Annotated in this window: 23 protein-coding genes; 6 read left to right on the top strand and 17 right to left on the bottom strand. The window is 62.0% G+C overall.

Annotation, left to right across the window (positions count from 1 at the left end; all coding sequences use genetic code 11):
- Positions 1-100 precede the first annotated feature (100 nt).
- Positions 101-964, top strand: coding sequence for a trypsin-like peptidase domain-containing protein (locus tag WC509_05320; GenBank protein MFA5006863.1), 864 nt, complete (start codon positions 101-103; stop codon positions 962-964).
- A 48-nt stretch (positions 965-1,012) separates the two neighbouring features.
- Here the strand turns inward: WC509_05320 and WC509_05315 are convergent, their stop codons facing one another.
- The 14 genes from WC509_05315 to glpK all read right to left on the bottom strand — a co-directional run bounded on the left by WC509_05315 (position 1,013) and on the right by glpK (position 16,395).
- Positions 1,013-3,409 carry a glycoside hydrolase family 2 TIM barrel-domain containing protein gene (locus WC509_05315; GenBank protein MFA5006862.1) on the bottom strand — a complete coding sequence of 799 codons (2,397 nt, stop codon included), beginning with the start codon at positions 3,407-3,409 and terminating at the stop codon, positions 1,013-1,015.
- Positions 3,406-5,778, bottom strand: coding sequence for an alpha-galactosidase (locus WC509_05310; protein MFA5006861.1), 2,373 nt, complete (start codon positions 5,776-5,778; stop codon positions 3,406-3,408). The genes WC509_05315 and WC509_05310 overlap by 4 nt, the downstream gene beginning before the upstream one ends.
- Entirely contained in the window at positions 5,775-6,701 is a 927-nt protein-coding gene (locus WC509_05305; protein MFA5006860.1) for a BadF/BadG/BcrA/BcrD ATPase family protein, read from the bottom strand. Before WC509_05305 ends, WC509_05310 begins: the two co-directional genes overlap by 4 nt.
- Positions 6,702-6,780: 79 nt before the next feature.
- Positions 6,781-7,503 carry a hypothetical protein gene (locus WC509_05300; protein MFA5006859.1) on the bottom strand — a complete coding sequence of 241 codons (723 nt, stop codon included), beginning with the start codon at positions 7,501-7,503 and terminating at the stop codon, positions 6,781-6,783.
- Complete coding sequence (locus WC509_05295; GenBank protein ID MFA5006858.1) at positions 7,500-8,930, bottom strand: TetR family transcriptional regulator; 1,431 nt, start codon at positions 8,928-8,930, stop codon at positions 7,500-7,502. The genes WC509_05300 and WC509_05295 overlap by 4 nt, the downstream gene beginning before the upstream one ends.
- 156 nt (positions 8,931-9,086) lie before the next feature.
- Positions 9,087-9,623 carry a hypothetical protein gene (locus WC509_05290; GenBank protein ID MFA5006857.1) on the bottom strand — a complete coding sequence of 179 codons (537 nt, stop codon included), beginning with the start codon at positions 9,621-9,623 and terminating at the stop codon, positions 9,087-9,089.
- Positions 9,620-10,600, bottom strand: a complete 981-nt coding sequence (locus WC509_05285) for a phosphatase PAP2 family protein (GenBank protein ID MFA5006856.1) — start codon at positions 10,598-10,600, stop codon at positions 9,620-9,622. Before WC509_05285 ends, WC509_05290 begins: the two co-directional genes overlap by 4 nt.
- On the bottom strand, positions 10,590-11,420 hold the full coding sequence (locus tag WC509_05280; protein MFA5006855.1) for a Cof-type HAD-IIB family hydrolase: 831 nt from the start codon (positions 11,418-11,420) through the stop codon (positions 10,590-10,592). Before WC509_05280 ends, WC509_05285 begins: the two co-directional genes overlap by 11 nt.
- Before the next feature lie 101 nt (positions 11,421-11,521).
- Complete coding sequence (locus WC509_05275) at positions 11,522-12,358, bottom strand: lysophospholipid acyltransferase family protein (protein ID MFA5006854.1); 837 nt, start codon at positions 12,356-12,358, stop codon at positions 11,522-11,524.
- Between the two features lies 1 nt (position 12,359).
- Positions 12,360-12,830, bottom strand: coding sequence for a dihydrofolate reductase (locus WC509_05270; protein MFA5006853.1), 471 nt, complete (start codon positions 12,828-12,830; stop codon positions 12,360-12,362).
- Complete coding sequence (thyA, locus tag WC509_05265; protein ID MFA5006852.1) at positions 12,830-13,708, bottom strand: thymidylate synthase; 879 nt, start codon at positions 13,706-13,708, stop codon at positions 12,830-12,832. The genes WC509_05270 and thyA overlap by 1 nt, the downstream gene beginning before the upstream one ends.
- A 72-nt stretch (positions 13,709-13,780) precedes the next feature.
- Positions 13,781-14,110, bottom strand: a complete 330-nt coding sequence (locus WC509_05260) for a single-stranded DNA-binding protein (protein MFA5006851.1) — start codon at positions 14,108-14,110, stop codon at positions 13,781-13,783.
- A gap of 210 nt (positions 14,111-14,320) precedes the next feature.
- Positions 14,321-14,887, bottom strand: coding sequence for a LemA family protein (locus WC509_05255; protein ID MFA5006850.1), 567 nt, complete (start codon positions 14,885-14,887; stop codon positions 14,321-14,323).
- Between the two features lie 20 nt (positions 14,888-14,907).
- Positions 14,908-16,395: a glycerol kinase GlpK gene (gene glpK, locus WC509_05250; GenBank protein MFA5006849.1), complete on the bottom strand. Its 1,488-nt coding sequence runs from the start codon at positions 16,393-16,395 to the stop codon at positions 14,908-14,910.
- 105 nt (positions 16,396-16,500) lie between these two features.
- Between glpK and WC509_05245 the strand changes: the two genes are divergently transcribed.
- The 5 genes from WC509_05245 to WC509_05225 all read left to right on the top strand — a co-directional run bounded on the left by WC509_05245 (position 16,501) and on the right by WC509_05225 (position 20,231).
- Positions 16,501-17,424 (top strand): alpha/beta hydrolase, encoded by a 924-nt coding sequence (locus WC509_05245; protein ID MFA5006848.1) that lies wholly within the window; start codon positions 16,501-16,503, stop codon positions 17,422-17,424.
- 193 nt (positions 17,425-17,617) lie between these two features.
- Positions 17,618-18,397: a hypothetical protein gene (locus tag WC509_05240; GenBank protein MFA5006847.1), complete on the top strand. Its 780-nt coding sequence runs from the start codon at positions 17,618-17,620 to the stop codon at positions 18,395-18,397.
- A gap of 1 nt (position 18,398) precedes the next feature.
- Entirely contained in the window at positions 18,399-18,968 is a 570-nt protein-coding gene (locus WC509_05235) for a DUF2975 domain-containing protein (GenBank protein ID MFA5006846.1), read from the top strand.
- Positions 18,965-19,189: a helix-turn-helix transcriptional regulator gene (locus tag WC509_05230; protein ID MFA5006845.1), complete on the top strand. Its 225-nt coding sequence runs from the start codon at positions 18,965-18,967 to the stop codon at positions 19,187-19,189. The genes WC509_05235 and WC509_05230 overlap by 4 nt, the downstream gene beginning before the upstream one ends.
- The gene (locus WC509_05225) at positions 19,176-20,231 is read left to right on the top strand and encodes a hypothetical protein (protein ID MFA5006844.1); all 1,056 of its coding nucleotides are present in this window, start codon (positions 19,176-19,178) and stop codon (positions 20,229-20,231) included. Before WC509_05230 ends, WC509_05225 begins: the two co-directional genes overlap by 14 nt.
- Before the next feature lie 75 nt (positions 20,232-20,306).
- Here WC509_05225 and WC509_05220 read toward each other — a convergent pair whose 3' ends face one another.
- Genes WC509_05220 through WC509_05210 form a run of 3 tightly spaced genes read right to left on the bottom strand, consistent with a single transcriptional unit; the run spans position 20,307 to position 23,007 of the window.
- Positions 20,307-20,987, bottom strand: a complete 681-nt coding sequence (locus tag WC509_05220; GenBank protein ID MFA5006843.1) for an SOS response-associated peptidase — start codon at positions 20,985-20,987, stop codon at positions 20,307-20,309.
- Positions 20,988-21,006: 19 nt separating this feature from the next.
- The gene (gene radC / locus WC509_05215) at positions 21,007-21,693 is read right to left on the bottom strand and encodes a DNA repair protein RadC (GenBank protein ID MFA5006842.1); all 687 of its coding nucleotides are present in this window, start codon (positions 21,691-21,693) and stop codon (positions 21,007-21,009) included.
- 51 nt (positions 21,694-21,744) lie between these two features.
- Positions 21,745-23,007: a folylpolyglutamate synthase/dihydrofolate synthase family protein gene (locus WC509_05210; GenBank protein MFA5006841.1), complete on the bottom strand. Its 1,263-nt coding sequence runs from the start codon at positions 23,005-23,007 to the stop codon at positions 21,745-21,747.

Raw genomic sequence — 23,007 nt, 5'->3', positions numbered from 1 at the left:
ACCTCGTCCCCGGCTTTCTTTCGGTTTTTATCTCCATTCCGTATGTTTTCCCGCTCCTTCGCGGCAATTGCCGCGAGGGCGCGCAAAGGTGGGTGAGTCCATGAAACGGATCCTGGCGCTTCTCGTCGCAGCCCTTTCGCTGTCGCTTTTCGGCTGCGCCGGCTTCTACTTCCCCTTCCCCGTCCGCACCACCACCGCGACGACCGCGGCGATCACCGGAGAAGGCACCTTCACCTACCTCGACGGGGACTACTACGCCTACCCGTACTACAGCTCGCCCAACTACCACCTGAACAACGTCGACGCGTACAACGACGTCCTCCTCGCCACCCGCAACCACATCCGTCGGGTCAACGTCCAGGTCCATTCGACCGTCTACCGCATCGGTCAGATCTTCCCCGGCATCACCCAGACGCTCGTCGAGGCGTCCTCCTCCGGATCCGGAGTCGTCTTCCTTGATCGCGATGGCTACTACTACGTTCTGACCAACCATCACGTGATCGACGACCTCGGCTATACCGCCTCGTACGAGATCATCGCCTTCGGCGACGACGAAGCCCAACCGGCCGAACTCGTCTGTCAGGACGCCGATCTCGACCTCGCCGTCCTCCGCTTTGCGAAGCAGAACCGGACGACGGTCGAACTCATCGACTGGACGACGCGGCTGCGCACGCGGCTGACTCCCGGGGAACTCGTGCTCGCCGTCGGAAATCCGCTTTCGGTCGAGAACAACGTCACCTTCGGCGAGTTCATCGCCCTCGAGACGATCGAGAACGCCCCCTACAAGGTGCTCTACCACAGCGCCACGATCCACGAGGGTTCTTCGGGCGGCGCGCTCGTCGACCTCGACGGGAACCTCCTCGGCATCAACGCCTGGGGATCCGAGGATTCGGACGAGGAATCGTTCGCGATCCCGGTCCAGGTCGTCTACGTCTTCCTCGCGAACAACGGCCTGGCCGATTGACCGACATTGAAAAAGGATTCCGGCCGGAATCCTTTTTTTTGTATCGTTTCAGTCGATTCGGATCGCGACTTCCAGGGCGGGGCGCCCTTCGGGACGGATCGTGACGGTCTGTTGCCCGCGGATCCCGGTCGTCTTCACGTAGACGCCGACGGAGCCGCCGAGCAGCGACTGGACCCTCGGTCCGATCACCGCGAGGCCCGGAGTCGTTTCCACCGTGAACGCGTCGAAGGCGTAGGGGAGCTCGTTTCCGCGCTCGTCCGTCATCCGGACCACGATCCGGGTGGCGTCGTAGGTGTCGCCGTGGACCAGGACGGAATCGTCGGCGACGGCCGAGAGGACCATCGACCGGTGCGCGCCCTTCGTGACCGCGACGACCGGCTTGTCGTCCCGATACCCCTCGTAGACGTATTTCGCGCCTTCCTTCCCCCAGTCGCCGATGTACTTGCCGTAAAGGCGTTCGGCCTCGGCGAAGGTGAAGCCCTTGACGGTCATCAGCCAGAGGGCGCGGAGCTTGTCGGAAAGCGGCAGGTCCATGCCGTGCCGGCCGAAGGCGACGAGCACCTTCTTCACCATCCGCGCGGTCCGCTTCGGATAGTCCTCGTTCTTCTCGATCTGGTCGCCGTAGTAGTCGTCGACGACGACCGGGGCGTAGGGAGCGTTCGGATAGTCCTTCCAGGCGGAATAGAAGGTGTCGATGTAGGTGTCGTTCTTGTACACCTTGACGTAGTCGCAGTTCGTGAAGACGACGGTCGGCGGGATCCGCGAGAGGGCGTGGTCGCCCATCGCCATCGTCGAGGCGACGACGAGCATCGGGCGATCCTGCCGCTGCGAGGCGTAGGCCGCCGCGGCGTATTTCGGGAGGCGGAACATGTCCATCACCCCGTGGTAGCAGATCCGGTCGCCGGAACCGAAGTCGACGTGGGTGTTGTAGTCGTTCATGCACCAGCCGATCGCGCCGCAGGCGTCCTCGCGGGCGAAACTGGCGTCGATCACGCGCATGTGCCGGAGCGCGTGCTCGACGCGCTTCGCCTCGTGGTCGTACTTCTTCGTCGGGAAGATGTGGCCGTTGTGCTCGGTGACGAGGTAGGGAACCTCGGCCTTCGCCGCCTTGCGCGGCCTTATCAGGCCGGGGTTGTCGCCGACGTGGCTGAAGTCGTTGTAGGTGTACACGTCCTCGAGCAGCTCGCTGCCCCTGAAGTTGCGGACGCCGCCGGTCTGGCGGGAATCGTCGAGGGCGTGGGCGATCTCGTTGGTCTTCTCGTAGAAGTCGTGGTCGTCGGGGGATTCGTTGATGCGGACGCCCCAGAGCACGATCGACGGATGGTTCGCGTGGGCCCTGATCATCGCCTCCAGGTTCTCGCAGGACAGCTGCTTGAAGTGCTCGTCGCCGATGTACTGCCAGCCGGGGATCTCCTCGAAGACGAGCAGGCCGAGTTCGTCGCAGCGGTCGATGAAGTGGTCGCTCTGCATGTAGTGCGAGGTACGGACGAGATTCACCCCGAGTTCGTTCTTGAGGATTTCGGCGTCCTTCGCCTGGATCCGCTTCGGCATCGCGTAGCCGACGTAGGGATAGCTCTGGTGGCGGTTGAGACCGACGAGCTTGATCTTGCGGTTGTTCAGGACGAAGCCCTCGTGGGTGAACTGGGCGGTGCGGAAGCCGAAGCGCACGACCTCGCGGTCGAACTCGACGCCATCCAGCAGGACGGCGACCTCGATGTCGTAGAGGACCGGCGATTCGAGGTTCCAGCGTTCGACCCCGTGGCACTCGTATTGCACATCGAAGGTCCGGCCGTCGATCTGCGGCACGATGTCGAACCGGAACGCCTCGACGGCGTCGCGACGGATCGAAACGACCGCCGAGAGCGCGCCGGCGGATTCTTCGGAGAGGGTTCCGCGGACGTCGAGGATCATGTCCTCGAGCGCCAGGCTCGGCGCTTCGGAGGTTCGGACGAACAGACGCTCGAGGTGTCGTTTCGGACGCACCTGGAGTTCAACCTCGCGGTAGATCCCGCCGTAGCAGAGGTAGTCGACGACGTTCCCGAAGGGCGGGACGTCCTTGATTTCGCGGGAATCGACCTTGACGAACAGGCGGTTGGTCCCGTCCTTCTTCAAGAGGTCGGTGACGTCGAACGCAAACGGGGTGAAGCCGCCCTCGTGCCTGCCGACGAAGGTGCCGTTCATCCAGACCTCGGCGACGGTCATGACGGCGCCGAAACGGATGAAGGTGCGGTCGCCTTCATCGGTCGCGGGAGTCTCGAAATCGCGCACGTAGGAGGAGACGAACTGGTAGTCGCGCTCGTCGAAGTCGTTCAGCGGCAGTTCCTTCACCGTGTGCGGGATCGACACGGAGGTCATTCCCTCCGGCAGCGCGGCTGCGGTCGGGTAGCCTTCTTCGAAAACGGGTGCGAAGAGCCAGTCGAAGTTCAGGGGAATGTTCTTTCTCATCGTGGGGTCGTCCTTTCCAATGCCTTGAGGTGGTAGACGCGGGAGCCGAAATCGCCCATCAGGCGGACGTCGGCGTTGTAGCCGGAACCGATGAAGCGCTGCTTCGGAACGAAACCGAGGTTTTTCAGGACGTCGCCCCCGACGGTCAGGTCCTCCGTCTCCGCGGGCATCAAGTAGTGGTTCGCGAGGAGATGGAAGAGGACGCCCTTCGCCGGCAGGCGGATCGGCAGCGCGTGCCGTGCGAGGTCGCCGAAGGTGCGCAGGTTGAAATACTGGCGGCGGTTCTCGATCCGGTACTCCGCGTCCTCGGTGAGGCCGGCGACGGGCACGCGTTCGGCCGGTCCGTTCGGCTTCGCGAGCACCTGGTAGAGGCCGACGACGGCTTCGCGGCCGTCCTCCGCGACGCTCATCCAGAGGCAGTCGTTGCCCGTAAAGGGACTCTTCAGGCGGTAGAAGCGCCCGAACTGGAGGAGACGGCGGTGCTCCTTGTAGAAGGCGATCTGACGCCGGATTACGGCGCGGTCGAAGCGCGACAGCTTCGTGAAGTCGAGTTCGTAGCCGAGCAGTCCGAAGATCGCCGTGTTGAACCGGGTTTCGAGCGGCGTCGAGCGGATCGTCTGGGCGTTCGGGACGGCGCTCACATGCGCCCCCATCGTCGACGGCGGATACGCCATCGAGGTGCCGTACTGGATGTAGAGCCGCTCGATCCCGTCGGTGTCGTCGGAGGTCCACGTCTGCGGCATGTACCTTAGCATCCCGAGGTCGAAGCGGTTTCCGCCGGAGGCGCACGATTCGAAGAGGATTCCCGGATAGCGGCTTGTCAGACGCTCGAGGAGTTCGTACAGGCCGAGGACGTAGCGGTGCCAGAACTCGCCCTGGTGCGACGCGTCGAGCCCGCCCGAGAAGACGTCGGAGAGGCTGCGGTTCATGTCCCACTTGCAGTAGGCGACGTTCGCCCCGTCGAAGAGCGCGCACAGCTTCGCGTAGAGGTGGTCGCGGACCTCGGGCCGGGTCAGGTCGAGGACGAGCTGGTGCCGTCCGAGCGAAGCGGGGCGGGCGGGATGGCGGATCGCCCAGTCGGGATGCGCGCGGAAGAGGTCGGAATCGGGACTCACCATCTCCGGCTCGACCCAGATCCCGAAGGACAGGCCGAGGCGGTTGATCCTCTTGGCGAGGCCGGCGACGCCGCCGGGCAGCTTGCGGCGGTCGGCGTCCCAGTCGCCGAGCGAGGTGGTGTCGTCGTCGCGGCGTCCGAACCAGCCGTCGTCGAGCACGAAGAGTTCGACGCCCGCCTTTTTGGCGAGGCGGGCGAGTCTCATGATCCGGCGTTCGTTGAAGTCGAAGAAGGTGGCTTCCCAGTTGTTGGCGAGGATCGGCCGCTCCTTCTTCCGCCAGGCGGGGTTGACGAGATGGTCGTTCACGACCGTATGGAGGTTCTGCGAGAGCCGCGTCATGCCTTCGGCGGAGTAGGTGAGGACGGCCTCCGGCGTCAGAAACGAGGCTCCGGGCTCGAGCCGCCATTCGAAGTCGAAGGAGTTGATCCCGATCATCGTCCGCAGGAGGCCGTGCGGGTTGACCTCGGCGGTCGCCTCGAAGTTTCCGCTGTAGACGAGCGCGAAGCCGTAACAGTCCCCCGCATCCTCGGTCGTGTACGGCCGCTTGACGGCGACGAAGGGATTGTGGTCGGCGGAGGAGACGCCGCGCTTCGAATCGATCTTGACGATGCCGGGGCGGAGCGTCCGGTCGTGGACGTGCCGCTCGCGGATCCAGGCGCCGTCGAGCGTCACGAGCTCGTAGTCGCCGGCGGGGAAGTCGACGCCCGCCGACAGGCACTTCCTGATCGTCGCCGGCTCGCTCGACGCGTTCCGGACGACGATCCGGCGGACGATCGCGTCCGCCTGTTCGAAGACGGCGTAGTAGAGGTCGATCGCCAGTCCCGCGACGGGATCGAAGACCTCGACCCTGAGTGTCGGGATCGGTCCGCGGTCGCCCGCGTCGGTCTCGGGAAGACCCGGGAACGACGGCTTGTCGGCCAGGATCTCGTGACCGACGACCTTGAAGTCGGTGATCCGGGATCCGTCCGAAAGCTGGAAGTGGACCATCGGGTCGCGATAGTCTCCCTTGCCGTAGGAACTGATCTCCAGACGGGCGAGGTTGAGGTTGAAGGAGCGGTCCGCCTCGTCGTAGACGATCTGCGAGCCGACCTCGATCCTGTGCGCGATCTCGAGCGCGGCGGGATCGACGGGATCGGCGAGCCGGGCGCCGTAGTAGACGTGGCCGAGATGCCCCGAGGGCAGGATCCGGCAGACGTATGAGGTATTCGCGGTGAAGAGGTGGAACGTCTTCTTCGCTTCGTCGAAAAGGATCATCGGTCGTGCCTCCCGCCCGCGTCGTCGAAGAGGCTCCGGGCGATCATCGCGGCGGCGTGCGCCGGATCGTACAGGGGACGGATGATGCGGATCGAGGGCGAGACTTTGCGGATGTTTCCGAGGAACAGGTCGCGGTAGATGGTGTCGGCGTTGCCGAGACCGCCGACGACGGTGAGGTCGCAGTCGGTGAAGCCGAGCTTCTCGTAGACCGTCTGGACGAGCAGGCGGATCTCGTCGGCGGCGTCGACGACGATCTTGTAGGCGTACTGGTCGACGGTCGCGAACGCCGTGACGATCGGCGCGAGCTTCGCGACCTCGGTGCGGTTGATCTGGTCGAAGTACTTGACGAGCCTGGCGAAGTCGTGGATGCCGAGCGCGCCCCTGAGGGCTTCGCCGAAGACGGTGTCGGGATGGCGGCCGTCGAGGACGCGGGCGTAGTGCTTGAGCGCCATGAACCCGAGGTCGAAGCCGCTGCCGGCGTCGCCTTCCTTGAAATGGTAGCCGCCGGTGCGCCAGCTTCTGCCTTCCTTCATGCCGAAGCAGACAGATCCGGTACCGATAATGAGGGCCATCCCCTCGAGCGTGCCGTTGCCGCTCGCGAGGGCGTTGACGACGTCGTTCTCGGCGCCGAGGACGGCGTCCCCGGGAACGAACGGAAGGGTCTTGAGGGAAGCGACGTAGCGGGTTCTGTCGTGCTCGCCGGCGATGCCGCCGAGTCCGGCGAAGACGGCCGAAAGCGGACGCTTGACCGGGAGCGCTTCATAGGTCGTCATCAGGCTCGTGAGCGACGTCTCGAGCGGTACGGTGTCGATCGACGAGGCAGGTCCGAAGGCCTGCGCCACGATCGCGCCGTGTTCGTCCATGAGGCAGGCATGCGTCTTCGTGCCGCCGCCGTCGAATCCGAGGAAATGTCTGGTTTCCATCTGGAGCACCCCTTCATAAAAGATGACACCTCTCACGGGCATCATCGCGATATGGATAATCCGCTTTCTTCCGGGTTCGTCACCGGGTCTCGGTGGCGATCACGTAGTGCTTGAAGTAGGGAACGACGATGAAGAGCGCGAGCAGGGCGCCGTAGACGATCTGAAGGCCGACCGCGAGGGCGATCAGCCAGACCTCGGAGTACGCCGTGCCGGCGACGATGTTGTCGACGAGGACGCCCGAGAGGAACGCCGGGGAGATGATCAGATAATACTGGAAACGAAGCGGGATGATGCCGTTGCTGTAGAGGATCGCCGTCAGCGAGAAGATCACGATGTAGCCGATGTAGGAAAGCGACAGGATCGCCGAGGTCTTGCTGATGATGGAGAGAGAGAGTCCGATCAGGATGTGCAGCGCCATGCCGAGCGAATAGGCGAGGAACAGGAGGCCGAAGTTGATGTCGTAGCGGGCGAAGGCCAGGGCGGCGATGAAGAAGACGATCGGAATCGTCATCACGACGAAGGCCGAGACGATCTTCGAGAAGACGAGGTAGGCGGACTTGAGCGGCGAGAACACGAAGGGCAGCAGCGTGCCCTCCTCGCGGTCGATGAAGAGCGAGATCGAGAAGACGACGACCGGAAGGATGAAGATGCTGACATAGATGAAGTTCGTCGGATCGATCATCGGAAACAGCGCGATCGCGAACGAAAAGACGAGCGACAGGATCGCGATGAAGAGAATGATCCGATAGCTCCACAGTCTCTTCAGGTCGCTCAGCACGAGATTGATGAATGTCTTCGTCATGAAAGGTCCTCCCCGGTTTCGATGCGGTAGATCTCCGCGCCCGACATGGTACGCGTTTCAAGCGATTCGACGTCCTTGCCTTTCAAGAATGTCGCGAAATCCGATCCTCCGACCATCGCGGCAGGGAATCGTGCCTGCCTCGAGAAGCCGCGGTCGCGATACCCGACGACGATCACGCGGTCGCCGTAGCGGGCATTCAGTTCCGCGGCGGGGACCGTCTTGACGGTACCCGAACGGCCGATGAAGGCGATCCGATCGGCGACACCCATCAACGATTCGAAATCGGTGCCATATAGTATTATTGTAATTCCATTACCTCTTCTTTTCAACAACATTTGGCAAATGCGCTTGCGTTCCGGATCGCCGATGCCTTCGAACGGTTCTTCGACGACGAGCGGATCGGATCCGGACGCGATCGTAGCCGCCGTTCGGACGAAACGTCTCATGGCGTCGGGCAGCCGGTCGATGCGGATGTCGCCGACGTCCGCAAGTCCGAGTTCATCGACGAGGTCGTCTTCGCCGTTCACGGGACGCTCTCCGACCCGCTTCAGGTTCCAGCGTAGGGTGCGTTCCTCGCGGAGCGGAACTCTCGAGTTCTCCTCGGGATCGGTCTCTCTGGCGAATAGCCACGCTCCGAGGGAAGCCAATGAATCCGGACGGCGACGGCCCGCCGGAATCCTTCGCGTGAGAGTCCGTGCGAGATCCAGAGGCCCGAAAATCGCGAGGATCTCGCCCTTGAAGTATTCGATCTCCATCGTCGGGCGATGGTCATCGGAATCGGCGACGATCCTCGCCGTTTCACGGTCGCAGGGACGATGATCTGTCTTCAAATCCACAAATGCGGCATTCATGACCGCGTCCGCGAGGACCGCGGGATCGATCCAACCCCGATCGTTGCGACCGACTTCGTCGATCCGGTACAGAACCATTCTGGCGAGATTGGCGAAAAGTGCCGTCCTTTCCGGATTCTCGCCGAGCGCGTCGAGGGTTACGGTAGATTCGACGACAAATGCCTCGATCGGGGATCGATCGATGATATGCACGATTTCGCTTCGGTCCGCGATCCGTTCGTCATCGATCCTCGCATAGAGGTCTAGATAGCGTCGGTCTCGCTCCCAAAGGCGGTGCATCGTCGAGATCATGAGCTTCAGCGTGATGCGGACGCTCTCTTTCTCGAGGATCGTCGCGCGGTCGGCGGCGAGTTCTTCCGCATGTCTTGCGAAAAGCGTCTCCAGAAGCGCGATGAACAGGTCCATTTTCTCTGAAAAACGGTAGTAGAAACTGCCTTTGTTGAAGGCGGATCGCTTCAGGATCTCGTTCAGGGAGGCCGCTTCGTACCCTTTGGACGAGAATTCTCCGAGAGTCTCTTCCAGAAGCCGGGGATTGTTTTGAAGAAAATACGAGCGGTCGATCGGTGTGTTCTTCATGTAAATAACCTCGATTATACCATCTGGTCTATACCATCTGGTATAATCATAGGCGATCGGTTTGAAAATGTCAATAGATCATCGATTAAAGGCCGCTTTTGGCGCCGGAATCGAGAATAATGAAAGAGCGCCATCCGAAGATGACGCTCGATAGCGTTATTTGAACCTTTTTCCGAACCTTTGCGCGAGGAAGGTCCGTAGTGCACCGTACTGCATCGGATTCTCAAACGACTTGAGGTCGACGATGTATGTCCTTCGTTCGTTGTCGTAGATGACCATGAACTCCCTGCCGGTCGCGATTCGGACGATCTCATCGTACTTGAGCGTCCTCGACTTCGGGCCCCGCATCTCCGGTTCGACGTTTTCTGGATGGACGAAACGGCCGTCGATTTCGATGCCCTCGTCGCCGAAGAGATATGTTCGGATGATCGGATGTTCCGCGATCGGGCTCTTCTTCAGCGCCTTGTTGCGGGTCGTGATCTGGATCACGTATGTCAGGATCGCGTAGGCGACGATCATGCCGAGGATCAGCACCGCCGTCTCCCACTCGCCGACCGAGAAGGAATAACCGGCCGCGACGGCGGCGCCGACGGCGATGATCGAGAAGTTCTTCTTGAAGAAGTTCGCGAGATAATATCGATTGAATCGGATGATCGTATCGCGGTCGTAAAGCGTCTCGTTGTAGGTTCTCATGAACGATACTCCGTTTCCCGGGCGAAGAGCGAGAACGTCATCGGATAGACGCCGATGGCGATGAAGACCATCGCGAAGTAGCGCAGCCCGTCGAGGAGGACGGCGAGCGCCGCGAGCAGCTTCTGACCCTCAAGCAACTCCGTACCGTCGACGATGAACCCGAAGATCGCCTTCAATCCGAGGCGGATTCCCATCACGATCGCGACGCCCAAGGCGAAGCGGATCAGGTTGCGCCAGAGGATCCGGTGGTTCTTGAAATCGACCTTCTTCGCTTCGAACCGGACGCCGAGGACGAATCCGAGCATCGCGCCGATCATCTTGAAGGTGCCTTCCATCTTATCGTAGAGGTTGGCGGCGTCGGTCAGTCCGCCGGCCGCTTCGATCGTCGCGAAGCGCCAGACGAAGACGCCGACCGCCAGGATCACGCCGCCGATCGCGATCGCGTCGTAGAGCCGTCGCGTCGCGGCGCTGTATTTCGAGAAGACGACCTGGAGTCCGACCGCGAGGAAGATGCCGAGCGCGGCGCCGACAACGACGTCCGAAAGATAGTGGGCTCCGAGGTACATCCGGCTGACGGCGACAAGGACGATGACGACCGTCGAGGCGATCGTGAGCCAACGCTTCTTCAGCCACGCCGAGAGGCTGCCGAAGACGGTCGCCGCCCCCTGCGTGTGACCGGAGGGGAAAGCATAGCCGGTGGCCGTGTCGGGGCGGATGTTCTCGACGCCGACGGGGTCGGCGACGAACGGACGGGGCCGCTGGACGATCGTCTTGATCGTGCTGTTCAGGAACAGCGAGATGAAGACGGTGACGCCGACATACTCGCCGACCTTCTTGTCGTGGCACCAGTACAGGTACCCGAGCACGCCGATGATGATCAGTTCCTCGCCGAACATCGTGAAGAATTGGAACACCGCGTCGAGGAAGCCGTTGCTGAAACTTTGCATCCAGCGGATCAGGTCCAGTTCAAATTCCATCGTTTCCACGCTCCTTATCGTATACGTGACGCGCGATCGCCGCGGCGACGCCGTCATGACGGTTGGACAGGGTGATGAAGCGGGCCGCCGCCTTGACGCCTGGCTTGGCGTTGTCCATCGCAATGCCGATGCCGGCGGCCCTGATCATCGCGATGTCGTTTTCCTCGTCCCCGATCGCAATGACGTCCTCGCGGGGAATTCTGAGCGTTCGGTACAGGTTTTCGAGCGCCGCGCCCTTCGTTCCTTCCGGATGGACGAACTCGAGCAGGCGATCCCATGATTTGAAGACAGAGTAGCGTTCCGTGATCGCCTTCGGCAGCGTGCGCCGGAGTTCGTCGAGCCGTTCGGCATCGTCGAGGACGAGAATCTTGTAGACGGCGTCGTCGCGGTCATAGGTCTCCATGTGGATGCGCATGACCGGCTTTCGTTCATCCGGAGACGCCTCAAGATGCTGGACGATGTCGTGGGACAGGTAGATGCGGTTCTCGGCGTAGACGTGCAGCTTGAATCCCCGCGGCACCAGTTCAGCTGCGATCGCGCGGACATCCTCCTTGTGGAGCATGCGCTTCATCATCACCGCAAACGGATGAGTCCGAACGGTCAGGACGCCGTTGAAGGCGATGAAGAAGGCCCGATCGGACTCCATCAGGGCGAGTGGCGCGACGATCTTCACGATCTCCGCATAGGTCCGCCCCGAGGCGATGACCACGACATGACTGTCGGCCTTGAGCCGCTCGATTGCCACCCGCGTGGTCTCGGTGATGCGACCGTATTCGTTCAGCAGCGTTCCGTCGATGTCGAGACAGACGATCTTCGGCATGGTTCTCCTCCGCGAGCGCTACGCGCTTAATACCATTGTATCATCACCGACGCGATTTGACGATGGAAAACCGCCATTCGCAAGGCGGATGGCGGTCGGATTCAGCGGGAATGGGTCGGTGTCGGATAGAGGCGCTTGAACTCCTCCATCTTTTCGGCGACGATCGTTTCGACCCGCTTCGCGAGTTCGACGGTGTCGATGCCCTCGTATTCGGCCGGCGTGATCCGCGGAAAGACATGGAGGCGCACGTTGCAAGGGAGGATGCGCCCCTTGCGATTGATCTCGTGCATGTCGTAGACCGCCACCGGGATGATGTCGGCCCCGGCCTTCGTCGCCAGCTTGAACGATCCTGGCTTGAAGGCGATGATGTCGTTCGAATAGGTGCGGCGCCCCTCCGGATAGATCCCGAAGGGCTGTCCCCCCTTGACGCGCTTGATTCCCTCGAGGATCGACTGCATCGCCGTTCGATCGGCATTCGGCGAGATCGGGATGCATCCGATCGAGGCGAGCATGTCACCGACGAGGAATTGCTTGAAGAGGACCTCCTTGGAGATGAATGCCACCGGATGGCGCCGGAAGACGAGCTTCAGGTACATCGGATCCGAAGCCTCGATGTGATTGGAATAGATCACGAAGTTTTCGTCGTGCGGAAGGTTCTCGAGTCCCGTCGCGATCAGCCGCACCCGGAGGATGACGACGTAGTAGTAGTGGACGAACGCGAGCAAGAGACGATGCTTGAACATGCTCGTATGGTCGAGCTTGAGGACGACCATGACGAAGATCAGGAACCCGAGGAGGATCGCGAGCCAGGCGACGAGCGCCCCGAGGAAGACGCCCGTGACGGCGAGGACGCCGAGGAATCCGGCGGGAACGGCGCCGAAGACGGCGTAGAGGACGGCGACGGCGGCCGACAGGATCAGATGCAGGATCGGCAGCATGTCACTTCCTCCTTTCGTAGACGGCGAAGCGGAGTCCTTCTTCTTCTCTTTGGGACGAAAGCGCGAAGCCGTCGAGCGAAAAGAAGTCGAGTCTCACGTCGCCCTCGTGGGCGTGCTCGACATGAGTGACGTAGAGGCGGTCGGCGTACGGCCACGCCGCTTCGAAGACCGCCTTCCCGCCGATCACGAAGACCTCGTCGGGATGGAAAGAGGCGAGGAACGCCTCGAGGTCGGCGACGACCTCGACGTCGGTCCGGGCGAGCGTGCCGCGGGTGGCGACGAGGTTGTCCCTTCCGGGGAGCGGCTTGCCGAGGCGGGCCAGGATCGACTCGAAGGTGCGACGCCCCATCAGGACGCGGTGCCCGAGGGTCGTCTGCTTGAAATAACGCAGGTCGGCGGGATAGTTCCAGGGAAGGTCGTTGCCCTTCCCGATGGTCTTGTTCGGATCGATCGCGAAGATCAGGCTGATCATCAGACCGCCACCTTTCCCTTGATCGCCGGATGCGGGTCGTAGCCGACGAGCTCGACGTCCTCGTAGACGAAGTCGGCGATGTCGGCGACCTTGCGCCGGAAGACGACGCGCGGCAGCGGCCGCGGCTCCCGCGCGAGCTGCGCGTTCACCTGGTTGAGATGGTTCGCATAGATGTGGCAGTCGCCGAAGGTATGGACGAAAGTGCCCGGCTTCAGGCCGCAGACCTCGGCGACCATGAGGGTCAGGAGGGCGTAGGAAGCGATGTTGAAGGGGACGCCGAGGAAGGCGTCGGCGCTCCGCTGGTAGAGCTGGCAGGAAAGTTTCCCGTCGGCGACGTTGAACTGGAAGAGCGTATGGCACGGCGGGAGCGCCATGTCCTCGACTTCGGCCGGATTCCATGCGGAGACGATCAGACGCCGGCTGTCGGGGTTTCGCCTGATCTCGTCGATGACGTTTCTGAGCTGGTCGATCGGGCCGCGTGCGCCCGGCCAGGCGCGCCACTGCCGGCCGTAGACGGGACCGAGGTCGCCGTGCTTCCTCGCGAACGCGTCGTCAGTCTTGATCCGCGCGACGAATCCATCGAGCGATTCGCCCTGGTAGTCGGCGGAGTTCCGATAGGTCTCGTAGGGCCATTCGTTCCAGATCCGGACGTCGTGGTCGACGAGGTACTTGATGTTGGTGTCGCCCTTGATGAACCAGAGCAGTTCGTGCACGATCGACTTCATGTGCACCTTCTTGGTGGTGAGGAGCGGAAAGCCTTCCGCGAGGTCGAAACGCATCTGGTACCCGAAGGCCGAGATCGTTCCGGTATGGGTCCGGTCGTCCTTCCGGACGCCGTGGTCGAGGATGTGTCTAAGGAACTCCAGGTACTGTCTCATCGCGGATCACCCAAGTGAATTATAGCATCATCGCATCGCAAAAAAAAGAAAAAAGATATGCTTTCACATATCTTAATCCCGGCTCGGACTGATGAAGGAGATCTTCTCGACGATGATTTCCGGATAGCTGAACGTCTTCTTGTTCTCCATCACGTATTCCTTTTGGGCGAGCCGCGCCTTGACGCCGATCACGGACCCCTTCTTGCAGTAGTCGACGGTCGCCTCGGCGACTCCCGACCAGAGCGTGCAGTTGAAGAAGTCGGTCTCGTACTCGTTCGTCTCGCCGCTCTTGAAGCCGCGCTGGACGGCGATGCGGATCGTCGCGACGCTTCTTCCCTCCTCCGACTTGCGGAGTTCGGGATCGTGGGTCAGACGACCCACGAGGATGACCTGGTTCAACATGTCTTGTCCCCCTTTCGGTACGACGCCATTCTACCATCGCCTTGGGAGACTGTCGAATCGCGGATCCGTGCGAAAAAGCGGCGAAAGGAGGCGAGGTTTCGCAACGAGCGGGGAAAATCCGGTCGTCCCGACGCCCGCCAACGACGCGGGCGGACGCGTTTGCGAAACCCAAGCAGGATCCGCAAATCGAAAAAAAAGGACGCCTGGTCCTCAGGCGTCCGGTTCGGAATCGGGATCGGCGGCGCCGATCTCGAAATAGGGCCTCTTCTCGAGCCGCATCGCGTTCGCCGCGAGCATCGAGGGGAAGGCCGCGACCGCCTTGTTCAAGGCGGCGGCGGTGGCGTTGTAGAGACGGCGGGCGTTCGCGAGCTGCTCCTCGGTGAGGGGAAGCGCACCCTCGAGGTCGGCGACGAGCCGGTCCGCGGATGCGCCGCGGCGGGCGATTTCGGCGACGAGGTCGCGCGCACATGCGTCGATCTCCCCGGCGAACGACGCCTTGTCGGCGATCGAGGCGTTCGCGGGCACGCCGTTCTGCCAGCGGAGACTGGCGAAACGACCGCGCTCGACGCCCGCTTCGGGAAAGACCGTCTCGTCGAGCTTCGCGATCGTCGCGAACCGCTGCGTCAGGGCATGGTCGACGGCCGCCTCGGCCTCGAGGACGGCGCGTGCACGCTTGCGCAGACTCTGGCTGGTGATGATTCCCCAGACGACGACGGCGACGGCGAGGAAGGCCGCGCCCAGACCGACGTAGGAACCGGTGCTCATCAGGGTGATCATGGCGTCACCTCCGGCAGTGCTCAGCGGAACAGGATGCAGGCCTTGACGGCCTTCTGCCATCCCGCGTACAGCTTCTTGCGCAGTTCGGGGGCGATCACGGGCTTGTAGACCTTGTCGACGCCCCACATCGCCTTGATCTCGGTCATCGTCCAGAAGCCGACGGCGAGACCGGCGAGATAGCACGCACCGAGCGCTGTCGTCTCGCTCGTCACGGGCTTGTCGATGTAGAGATCGAGGATGTCGCTTTGGAACTGCATGAGGAAGTCGTTGTTCGAGGCGCCGCCGTCGACGCGCAGGCGCGTCAGCCGGATCTTCGACTCGTCCTCCATCACGTCTAGGACGTCCTTGGTCTGGTAGGCGATCGCCTCGAGCGTCGCCCGCACGATGTGCTGGCGCTTCGTGCCGCGGGTGATCCCGAAGATCGCGCCCTTGGCGTCCATCTCCCAGTATGGGGTGCCGAGGCCGACGAAGGCGGGGACGAAATAGACGCCGAGGTTGTCCTCGACCTCCTTCGCGTACGCCTCGGTCTCGGACGACTTGGCGATCACGCGGAGACCGTCGCGGAGCCACTGGACGGCGGAGCCGCCGACGAAGATCGAGCCTTCGAGGGCGTAGGTGATCTCGCCGTCCAGACCCCAGGCGATCGTCGTCAAAAGCCCCTTGGCGGAGCGGATCGGCTTCTTGCCGGTGTTCATCAGGATGAAGCATCCGGTGCCGTAGGTGTTCTTGACGTCGCCGGGGGAGAAGCAGGTCTGGCCGAAGAGGGCGGCCTGCTGGTCACCGGCGATGCCGGCGATCGGGACCTCGAAGCCGTAGAAGGCGTTCTTCGCGGTGAGGCCGTAGATCTTCGAGGAGTCGTGGACCTCGGGAAGCATCGAGGCAGGCACGCCGAAGAGGGTCAGGAGTTCGGGATCCCAGCGCTTCTCGAAGATGTCGAAGAGGAGCGTGCGGGAGGCGTTCGAATAGTCGGTCACGTGCTTCTTGCCGTTGGTGAGGTTCCAGATGATCCAGGTGTCGATCGTCCCGAAGAGGAGTTCGCCGCGGTCGGCGGCTTCGCGCGCTCCCTTGACGTTGTCGAGGATCCACTTCACCTTCGTGCCTGAGAAGTAGGGATCGATCAGAAGCCCCGTCTTCTGCCGGACGAGCTCTTCCTTCCCCGCCTTGCGGAGCTCCTCGCAGATCCGGGCGGTCTGCTTGGACTGCCACACGATCGCCTGGTAGACGGGCTTGCCGGTCTTTTTGTTCCAGACGACGGTGGTCTCGCGCTGGTTGGTGATGCCGATGCCGGCGATCTGGTTGGGGGAGAGCTTCGCCTTCATCAGGCACTCGCTGATGCAGACGGAGACCGATCCCCAGATCTCGCTCGGATCGTGCAGGACGTAGCCGGGTTCGGGGAAGTACTGCGTGAACTCGTGCTGGCTCATGCAGGCGATCCTTCCCGTCTTGTCGAAGATGATCGCCCGCGAGGACGTGGTCCCCTGGTCGATGGCGAGTATGTATTTGTCCAAGTCGGTCACCTCTCGGCTTAATTATATCAAATCGGCTTGGATATTCATCCTCGAAATGATATAATGGTGCCAAGATCGATTCATTAAAAATGAGAGGTGCGAAGGATGGAGAAACTGATCGTCAAGAATTCCGTTGGAAACGACATCCACGTCTATCTGTACGACGGCGCCACCGCCCCGGTGAAGGGCGTCGTCCATTTGATCCACGGCGTCAGCGAGCACATCGCCCGCTACGGCCTGTTCGCCGAGTTCCTGAACAGGAACGGCTACGTCGCCGTCGGCTGCGACTTCCTCGGCCACGGCCTGTCGACCGACACGAACGCCTACGTCCACTACGCCGACAGGGACGGGGACAGGATCGCCTACGAGTCGATCACCCTCGTCCAGGACTTCATCAAGCAGCGGTATCCCGACCTGCCCGTCTTCGTCCTCGGCCACAGCATGGGCTCCTTCCTCGCCCGCCTCGCGCTTCTGAGAAAGCCCGACTTCTACAAGAAGGCGGTGCTCACGGGAACCGCGATGATGCCGCTCGGGCTGATCCGCTTCGGGATCCTCCTATCGACGGTGATCAAGGCGCTCCGGGGGCCGAAGTACGTCTCGCCGCTCCTCCAGAAGATGGGGATCGACGCCTATCCGGCGAAGATGCGCAAGGACGGCATCATCGGCGACCGCGACGTCGAGTGGCTCTCCAAGGACGTCGAGATCCAGAACTACTACGAGAAGTCGCCGATGTGCGGCCAGCCGGCGACGGTTTCCGCGAACAAGGACCTCTTCAAGTGGCTCGTCGTGATCAACGATCCGAAGCAGATCGCGACCGGAAGGAAGGACACCCCCCTCCTCTTCGCCTCCGGGAAGAACGACCCGCTCTCCGAGTACGGGAAGACCGTCCTGGAACTCGCCGCGGTTTACCGGAAGCTCGGCTATGTCGACGTGACCGACAAACTCTACGAGGACGACCGCCACGAGATCCTGAACGAACTCGACAAGGAGACCGTCTACCGGGACATCCTCACGTTCCTGGAAAAATAGTCCATGAACCGATTCGGAGCCTCCATGAGGCTCCTTTTTTTGAATCGGACGAAACGCCTCCCAGCGACCGATGCCGGCCGACGCCATTCCGGCTCTTCCCGAATTCGAGTTGTACATTTTTTACGATTGCACTTGTCAAAGAACGGAATGGGTGCTATGATATTATCGATATTCAATAATTCGAGGTGATTACATGACGCGTTTCCTGCTTGCCGCGCTGACATCGACGCTTGCAGTTCTGTGCATCGCGGCGCTTCAACCGGTCCATGTGCCCTACGGGATGCAAATCGACCCCAGTGCCGAACAAATCGCCTACTCCGTCGACCAATCGCCGACATACCGTTGGAACGACTGGACCTGCATCACCATCTACGATGGCGATCTGTCGTTCGTTTCCTCGCTCGCGGCGGCGCCATTCATCTACAGCGACCTGCATTATCTCCTGACCGGCGCCAGCACGTACGAGTTCGACGACGACGTCGAATCGGACGCGACGTTCATGGGCGACCTGTTCCTCGATCCGGACGGACACCGCATCGCGATCGTCACCGTGACGCTTCCGTATTCGTTCTACGTGAGCGACACGAACCAGCATGACGAAACCGTCCAGCATCTGGTCTTCAGCGCTTCTCCGGGATACGTCGTCACGACCTCGTCGCTGACCTCGCTGCTCGTCTTTTCCGACGGCGAGACGTTCCGGAACGGAGTCTACTCCGTCACGGAACCCAATGCCTATGTCACGCTGCCGGAGAACACGTTCACCCAATACTTCAAGCGTCCGCTCCTGCAATACTCGCTGATGGTCGAATACGTCGCCACCGCCGAGAGCGATCCGGATTTCTTCGAGTTCTCCGTCGATCTCGTCGAAGCGCGCAAGGAAACCGCATCGATCATGCTCGGATTCAACCGATTCAACGCCCCGAATACGTATTATCGCGGTTCGTCGCTCATCGGCACCGCAGAGGAGGAGTAGCATGACCGCATTCGCATCGATCCTCATGGTTGTCCTGATCGCGCTCGCGATCGCATTGATCGCCGGCATCATCTACATGCTCACGCGTCTGAACCGCGTCGATTTCGACGCCAGCGTCCGCCTGCTCAAGCGCGCCTACCTGGTTGCGGTCGTCCTGATCGTCGGTTCGAGCGTCATCGGCATCATCGCGGCCCTCCCCGCCATCACGATGTCGGAACTCTTCCTGATCGCGGTCGTCAAGACGGTAATCTATGTCGTCTTGCTCCTGAGGGTGCACTTCGACGTCAAGGCCTTGATCGACAATCTGGAGCGCAAGGCGGTCTTCGTGGCTGAAAACGTCGAACGCATCGATCGGATGGGACGCTCGTTCGTGTATCTGGTCCTGGTCGAGGTCGCAGCCGGACTGGTCATCCAGGGATTCGGCTTCCTCACGGGAACGTTGACCGAGTTCAACCTGTACCTGAACGCTCCGATCCTCCTCTATCTCGGCTTCGGACTGATGCTGATCGTCGTCGCGAAGGTCCTGAAGCTGGCGATCGAAATCCATGAGGAGAATCGACTCACGATATGATCGTCGTCGAACTCGACCGCATCCTCCGCGAACGCCGGATGACGGCCTCCGAACTATGCGCGATCATCGGCCTGACGGAAGCGAATCTGTCGATCCTCAGGAGCGGGAAGGCGCGCGCGATCCGCTTCACGACGCTCGACGCGATCTGCAGAGCCTTGTCCGTGACGCCGGGCGACATCCTCGGATGGAAGGAGGGCATTCAGCATGATGACGTGGAGTAGCGCCTTGCTCGTGCCCATGGCCTTGGTTCTGGTCTGCCTGATCTCGGTCGCCGCCGCCAGACGTCGCGATGCATGCCGGCGTACGGCGACGATCGGCCTGATCCTGATGATCGGGACGATCGCGACCATCGCCGTCCTCGCTTCCGTCGGCGCCGGTCAGGATCAGGCCGACGACTTTCTGGCCGTCGACCTCGACGTCGAGACGGCATTCCCGCTTGTCCTCGATTCGAACTACGGTCATCCCCGTCTCCTCGACGATGAGGGAAACGAGGTGCGGTATCTGATGGCGGATGGATCGATCTCGACGGCGTCGTCCTATCATCCGGTCTACCTCCGGCATTTCGAGGCTTTCGACGTCGTCGTGTTCTCCGTCAATCCCGTCGTCGGAATCACGGGCGATCGCTACGTCTTTCCGGATTACCGATACGAAGATTCGATGGAAGACCGGCTCTATGTGATCGTGCACGAGAATGGCTGGATGATCCCGGTGTCGTCCTATGATCTCATCGGTTCCGCCGTCGATCTGGCCAGTTTCCACCAATCCGGCGACGACAACTTCTCATTCGTTCTGTATCAACGTCACGCCCGATCCATCGCCGCCGTCGCGATCGTTGAAAGCGCGCGATACGATGAGGTCATGCCGGAGCAGATCCCCCCCCATCTCCGCCATCGCGAATTGATCGTCACCGACATCCACTTCTACACGTCGGGAGATCCTTCCGAGATTACCCGTTTCGCGGTGGGATCGAATGCTTCCCTTTGGGCGGACAGTTATGGGGAAGTCCGTGCGTTCTGGTTCGTCGACTCCGTATTGGGAATCGATGTCATGCCCGTGACTTCATCGCTATTCGTCGATACGCTCGTCTCCAGCGGATATGTCGTCGAAAGGAACGAAGACGTCTATTACGTCGGGCGCTCGGTCGATGCCCTCGGCTATTCGCTCTATCGAATCGAATCGGCATCCTCGGTTTCCGAAGTCCACAGATATCCCGGTACGGCGATCCCCGACTTGGCAGAATGGATGGATGCCATCCCCGAATGATGGCGCATCATGCCTGCAAACGAAAGACCGAACCGGAAGGAGTCCAGGGGGATCCGACCGGTTCGGTCTTTCTCTTCAGGCTTGTTCGATCAGCCCCGCGTCATCGCTATGGGCGTCGTTCACCCGCGTCGAGACCGGATGCAGGTCCATCGCCCCGGGGTCGAACGGGATCAGCAGCTTCGCGAGTTCCTCGACGCGTTCGTTCCCGCGGTCGAGCCAGATCTTCTCCTGTTCGCGCGTGAGGATCGCCGGCATGCGCTCGTGGACCGGTCGCGTGAGTTCGTTCGCGGCGGTCGTGACGATCGCGCAGGTATGCAGCTTCGTTCCGTCGGCACGCGTCCAGGTGCTGTAGAGTCCGGCCATCGCGAAGAGCGCGACGTCCTTCAGAAAGATCCGGTAGGGGATCTTCGACGTCCCTTCCTTCTTCCATTCGTAGTAGCCGTCCGCGAGCACGACGCAGCGCTTCGTCTTCATCGACTGCGCGTACGCCGGCCGTTCGAGGATCGTCTCGGCGCGCGCGTTGATCATCGCATAGGCGCTCTTCTCGTCCTTGGCGAACCACGGGACGAAACCCCATCGGAGCGTTCCGAGGCGGTACCTCTCGCCGTCGCCGACGACGGCTGCGACCGGCTGTCCCGGGGCGACGTTATACCGCGGGAGGGCGATCTCGGTGCCGACGACCGGGATCCCGTAGTATTCGTCGACGAGCCTTTCGAGTTCCTCGCGCACGACGCCGAGGATGAACCGTCCGCACATGATGCCACCTCCGCATCCATTATACCATGCCTTCGCCCTTCAGGATCTCGCCGATCGAGACGTAGCGGTCGCCGGCGACGACGACGTGGTCGGCGAGCCGGATCCCGAGCAGCTCCCCGGCCTCGCGGAACCGCTTCGTCACCGCGAGATCCTGCGGCGAGGGCGTCGGATCGCCCGACGGATGGTTGTGCGCGAGCACCACCTGGAAGGCGGAGCACTTGACGGCGTACTTGAAGACCTCGCGCGGATGCACGAGCGACTGGTTGAGGCCGCCGACGAAGATCGTCCGCTTCTCGACGAGTGCGAGCCGCGCGTCGAGGTAGAGCGCGACCATCGTCTCCTGTTTCAGCGGCGCGAGGTCGTCTTTCACGATCAGGAAGACGTCACGCGCGCCGAGCACCTTCGGCCGCTCCGGCTCGCTTTCGAGCGCACGTCGTCCGAGTTCGAGCGCCGCGAGCAGGATCCCCGCCTTCGTCTTCCCCATCCCGGCGTGGGATGCGAGTTCGGGAAGCGTCTTCTCCCTGAGCCCCCGCGCCCCCTTCGCCTCGAACAGGATCTCCTTGGCGACGTCGATCGCCGAATGGTCCTTCGTCCCGGTCCGAAGCAGGATCGCCACCAGTTCGTGCGTCCCGAGGTTCTCCGCGCCGTAGCGCTCCAGCCGTTCCCGCGGCCGTTCCGCCGCCGGCATCTCCATGATCCGATCCATCCGATCCCCTCCGATGAAAACGTCGCGGCCCCACGGGGTCGCGACGTCTGTTCATGGGACGAGGATCCTGCGGATCGCGGAGACGAAGTAGAGGGAACCGCAGACGAGGAGGATCTCGTCTTCACCGAGGTTCCGCAGGTTCGAAAACGCGGCTTCGAAGTCCGCATGGACGAACTTGCGCGGATGCGCGCTCTCCTCGTAAAGCTCCTGCGCGGTCGCGACGCGGTGGTAGTCGATCGCGGTGAAGTGGAACTCGTCGACGAAGGAATCGAGGAGGCCGATCACGGCCTTGTGGTCCTTGTCCTTCATCATGCAGAAGAGGCACTTGACCTTCTTCCCCGGGAAGACGGCCGCGACCGCCGGGCGGAGGGTCTCGAAGGCGCCGATGTTGTGGGCGCCGTCGAGCACGATCCGATGCTCGAAGATCTCGAAGCGGCCCGGCCAGGTCGTGCGCTTCAGCCCGTCATAGATATTACGCGCGGTGACGGCGATTGCTTGCCGGTCGGCGAGGCCCCGGATCGTCTCGATCGCAAGCGCGGCGTTTTTCACCTGGTGTGCGCCGGCGAGGCCGAGGTCGTAACGGACCCCCTTCCACGAAAAGGAAGTGGCCTCACCGATCGCGACGTCACCCGCCTCGCGGGCGTCGATGAAGGCGATGGGCGCGTGCGCCTCGTGGCAGTGCATCGTAAAGAGCGGGATCAGTTGTTCCTTGTCCTCCGTCGTATAGAGCGGGCGGTACGGCTTGACGATCCCGAGCTTGTTCAGGGCGATGCTCTCGAGGGTGTTCCCGAGCTGTTTCATGTGGTCGAAGTTGATGTTGGTGATGCAGGACGCCTCCGGCAGGATCACGTTGGTGGCGTCGTAGAGGCCGCCGAGGCCGACCTCGATCACGCCCCATTCGACCTTCTCGTCGCGGAACCAGAGGAAGCACATGAGGGTGACGATCTCGAAGAAGGTGATCGAGTCGCCGGTCTCGGCGTAATAGGCGTCCCAGAGGTCGTGCAGGAAGTTCGCGTACTTGACGACGGTCCCGTCGGGGATGTATTCGTCGCCGATGCCGATGCGTTCGTTGAAGCTGACGACATAGGGGGAGGTATAGACGCCGGTCTTGTATCCGGCGCAGTGGAGGATGTTCTTCAGGTAGTTGGCGGTCGAGCCCTTGCCGTTGGTGCCGGCGACGTGGATCGACCTGAACGCATCCTGCGGGTCGCCCAGCCGGCGGCAGCACGCCCGCATCCGGGTCAGGTCCGTCTTCTCGCCGAAGCGGTGGGAGTTCTCGATCCACGCGATCGCTTCCGTGACGTTTGCGAACAT

Source organism: Candidatus Izemoplasmatales bacterium (assembly GCA_041649275.1).
Lineage (GTDB): Bacteria > Bacillota_I > Bacilli_A > Izemoplasmatales > Hujiaoplasmataceae > UBA12489.
Note: the sequence above shows the minus strand (reverse complement) of the source record. Positions and strands in the feature narration are given on the sequence as shown.

Coding starts and splice junctions, on each gene's coding strand:
- WC509_05320 (MFA5006863.1), top strand. CDS start 101: ATGAAACGGATCCTGGCGCTTCTCGTCGCAGCCCTTTCGCTGTCGCTT.
- WC509_05315 (MFA5006862.1), bottom strand. CDS start 3,409: ATGAGAAAGAACATTCCCCTGAACTTCGACTGGCTCTTCGCACCCGTT.
- WC509_05310 (MFA5006861.1), bottom strand. CDS start 5,778: ATGATCCTTTTCGACGAAGCGAAGAAGACGTTCCACCTCTTCACCGCG.
- WC509_05305 (MFA5006860.1), bottom strand. CDS start 6,701: ATGGAAACCAGACATTTCCTCGGATTCGACGGCGGCGGCACGAAGACG.
- WC509_05300 (MFA5006859.1), bottom strand. CDS start 7,503: ATGACGAAGACATTCATCAATCTCGTGCTGAGCGACCTGAAGAGACTG.
- WC509_05295 (MFA5006858.1), bottom strand. CDS start 8,930: ATGAAGAACACACCGATCGACCGCTCGTATTTTCTTCAAAACAATCCC.
- WC509_05290 (MFA5006857.1), bottom strand. CDS start 9,623: ATGAGAACCTACAACGAGACGCTTTACGACCGCGATACGATCATCCGA.
- WC509_05285 (MFA5006856.1), bottom strand. CDS start 10,600: ATGGAATTTGAACTGGACCTGATCCGCTGGATGCAAAGTTTCAGCAAC.
- WC509_05280 (MFA5006855.1), bottom strand. CDS start 11,420: ATGCCGAAGATCGTCTGTCTCGACATCGACGGAACGCTGCTGAACGAA.
- WC509_05275 (MFA5006854.1), bottom strand. CDS start 12,358: ATGCTGCCGATCCTGCATCTGATCCTGTCGGCCGCCGTCGCCGTCCTC.
- WC509_05270 (MFA5006853.1), bottom strand. CDS start 12,830: ATGATCAGCCTGATCTTCGCGATCGATCCGAACAAGACCATCGGGAAG.
- thyA (MFA5006852.1), bottom strand. CDS start 13,708: ATGAGACAGTACCTGGAGTTCCTTAGACACATCCTCGACCACGGCGTC.
- WC509_05260 (MFA5006851.1), bottom strand. CDS start 14,110: ATGTTGAACCAGGTCATCCTCGTGGGTCGTCTGACCCACGATCCCGAA.
- WC509_05255 (MFA5006850.1), bottom strand. CDS start 14,887: ATGATCACCCTGATGAGCACCGGTTCCTACGTCGGTCTGGGCGCGGCC.
- WC509_05245 (MFA5006848.1), top strand. CDS start 16,501: ATGGAGAAACTGATCGTCAAGAATTCCGTTGGAAACGACATCCACGTC.
- WC509_05240 (MFA5006847.1), top strand. CDS start 17,618: ATGACGCGTTTCCTGCTTGCCGCGCTGACATCGACGCTTGCAGTTCTG.
- WC509_05235 (MFA5006846.1), top strand. CDS start 18,399: ATGACCGCATTCGCATCGATCCTCATGGTTGTCCTGATCGCGCTCGCG.
- WC509_05230 (MFA5006845.1), top strand. CDS start 18,965: ATGATCGTCGTCGAACTCGACCGCATCCTCCGCGAACGCCGGATGACG.
- WC509_05225 (MFA5006844.1), top strand. CDS start 19,176: ATGACGTGGAGTAGCGCCTTGCTCGTGCCCATGGCCTTGGTTCTGGTC.
- WC509_05220 (MFA5006843.1), bottom strand. CDS start 20,987: ATGTGCGGACGGTTCATCCTCGGCGTCGTGCGCGAGGAACTCGAAAGG.
- radC (MFA5006842.1), bottom strand. CDS start 21,693: ATGGATCGGATCATGGAGATGCCGGCGGCGGAACGGCCGCGGGAACGG.
- WC509_05210 (MFA5006841.1), bottom strand. CDS start 23,007: ATGTTCGCAAACGTCACGGAAGCGATCGCGTGGATCGAGAACTCCCAC.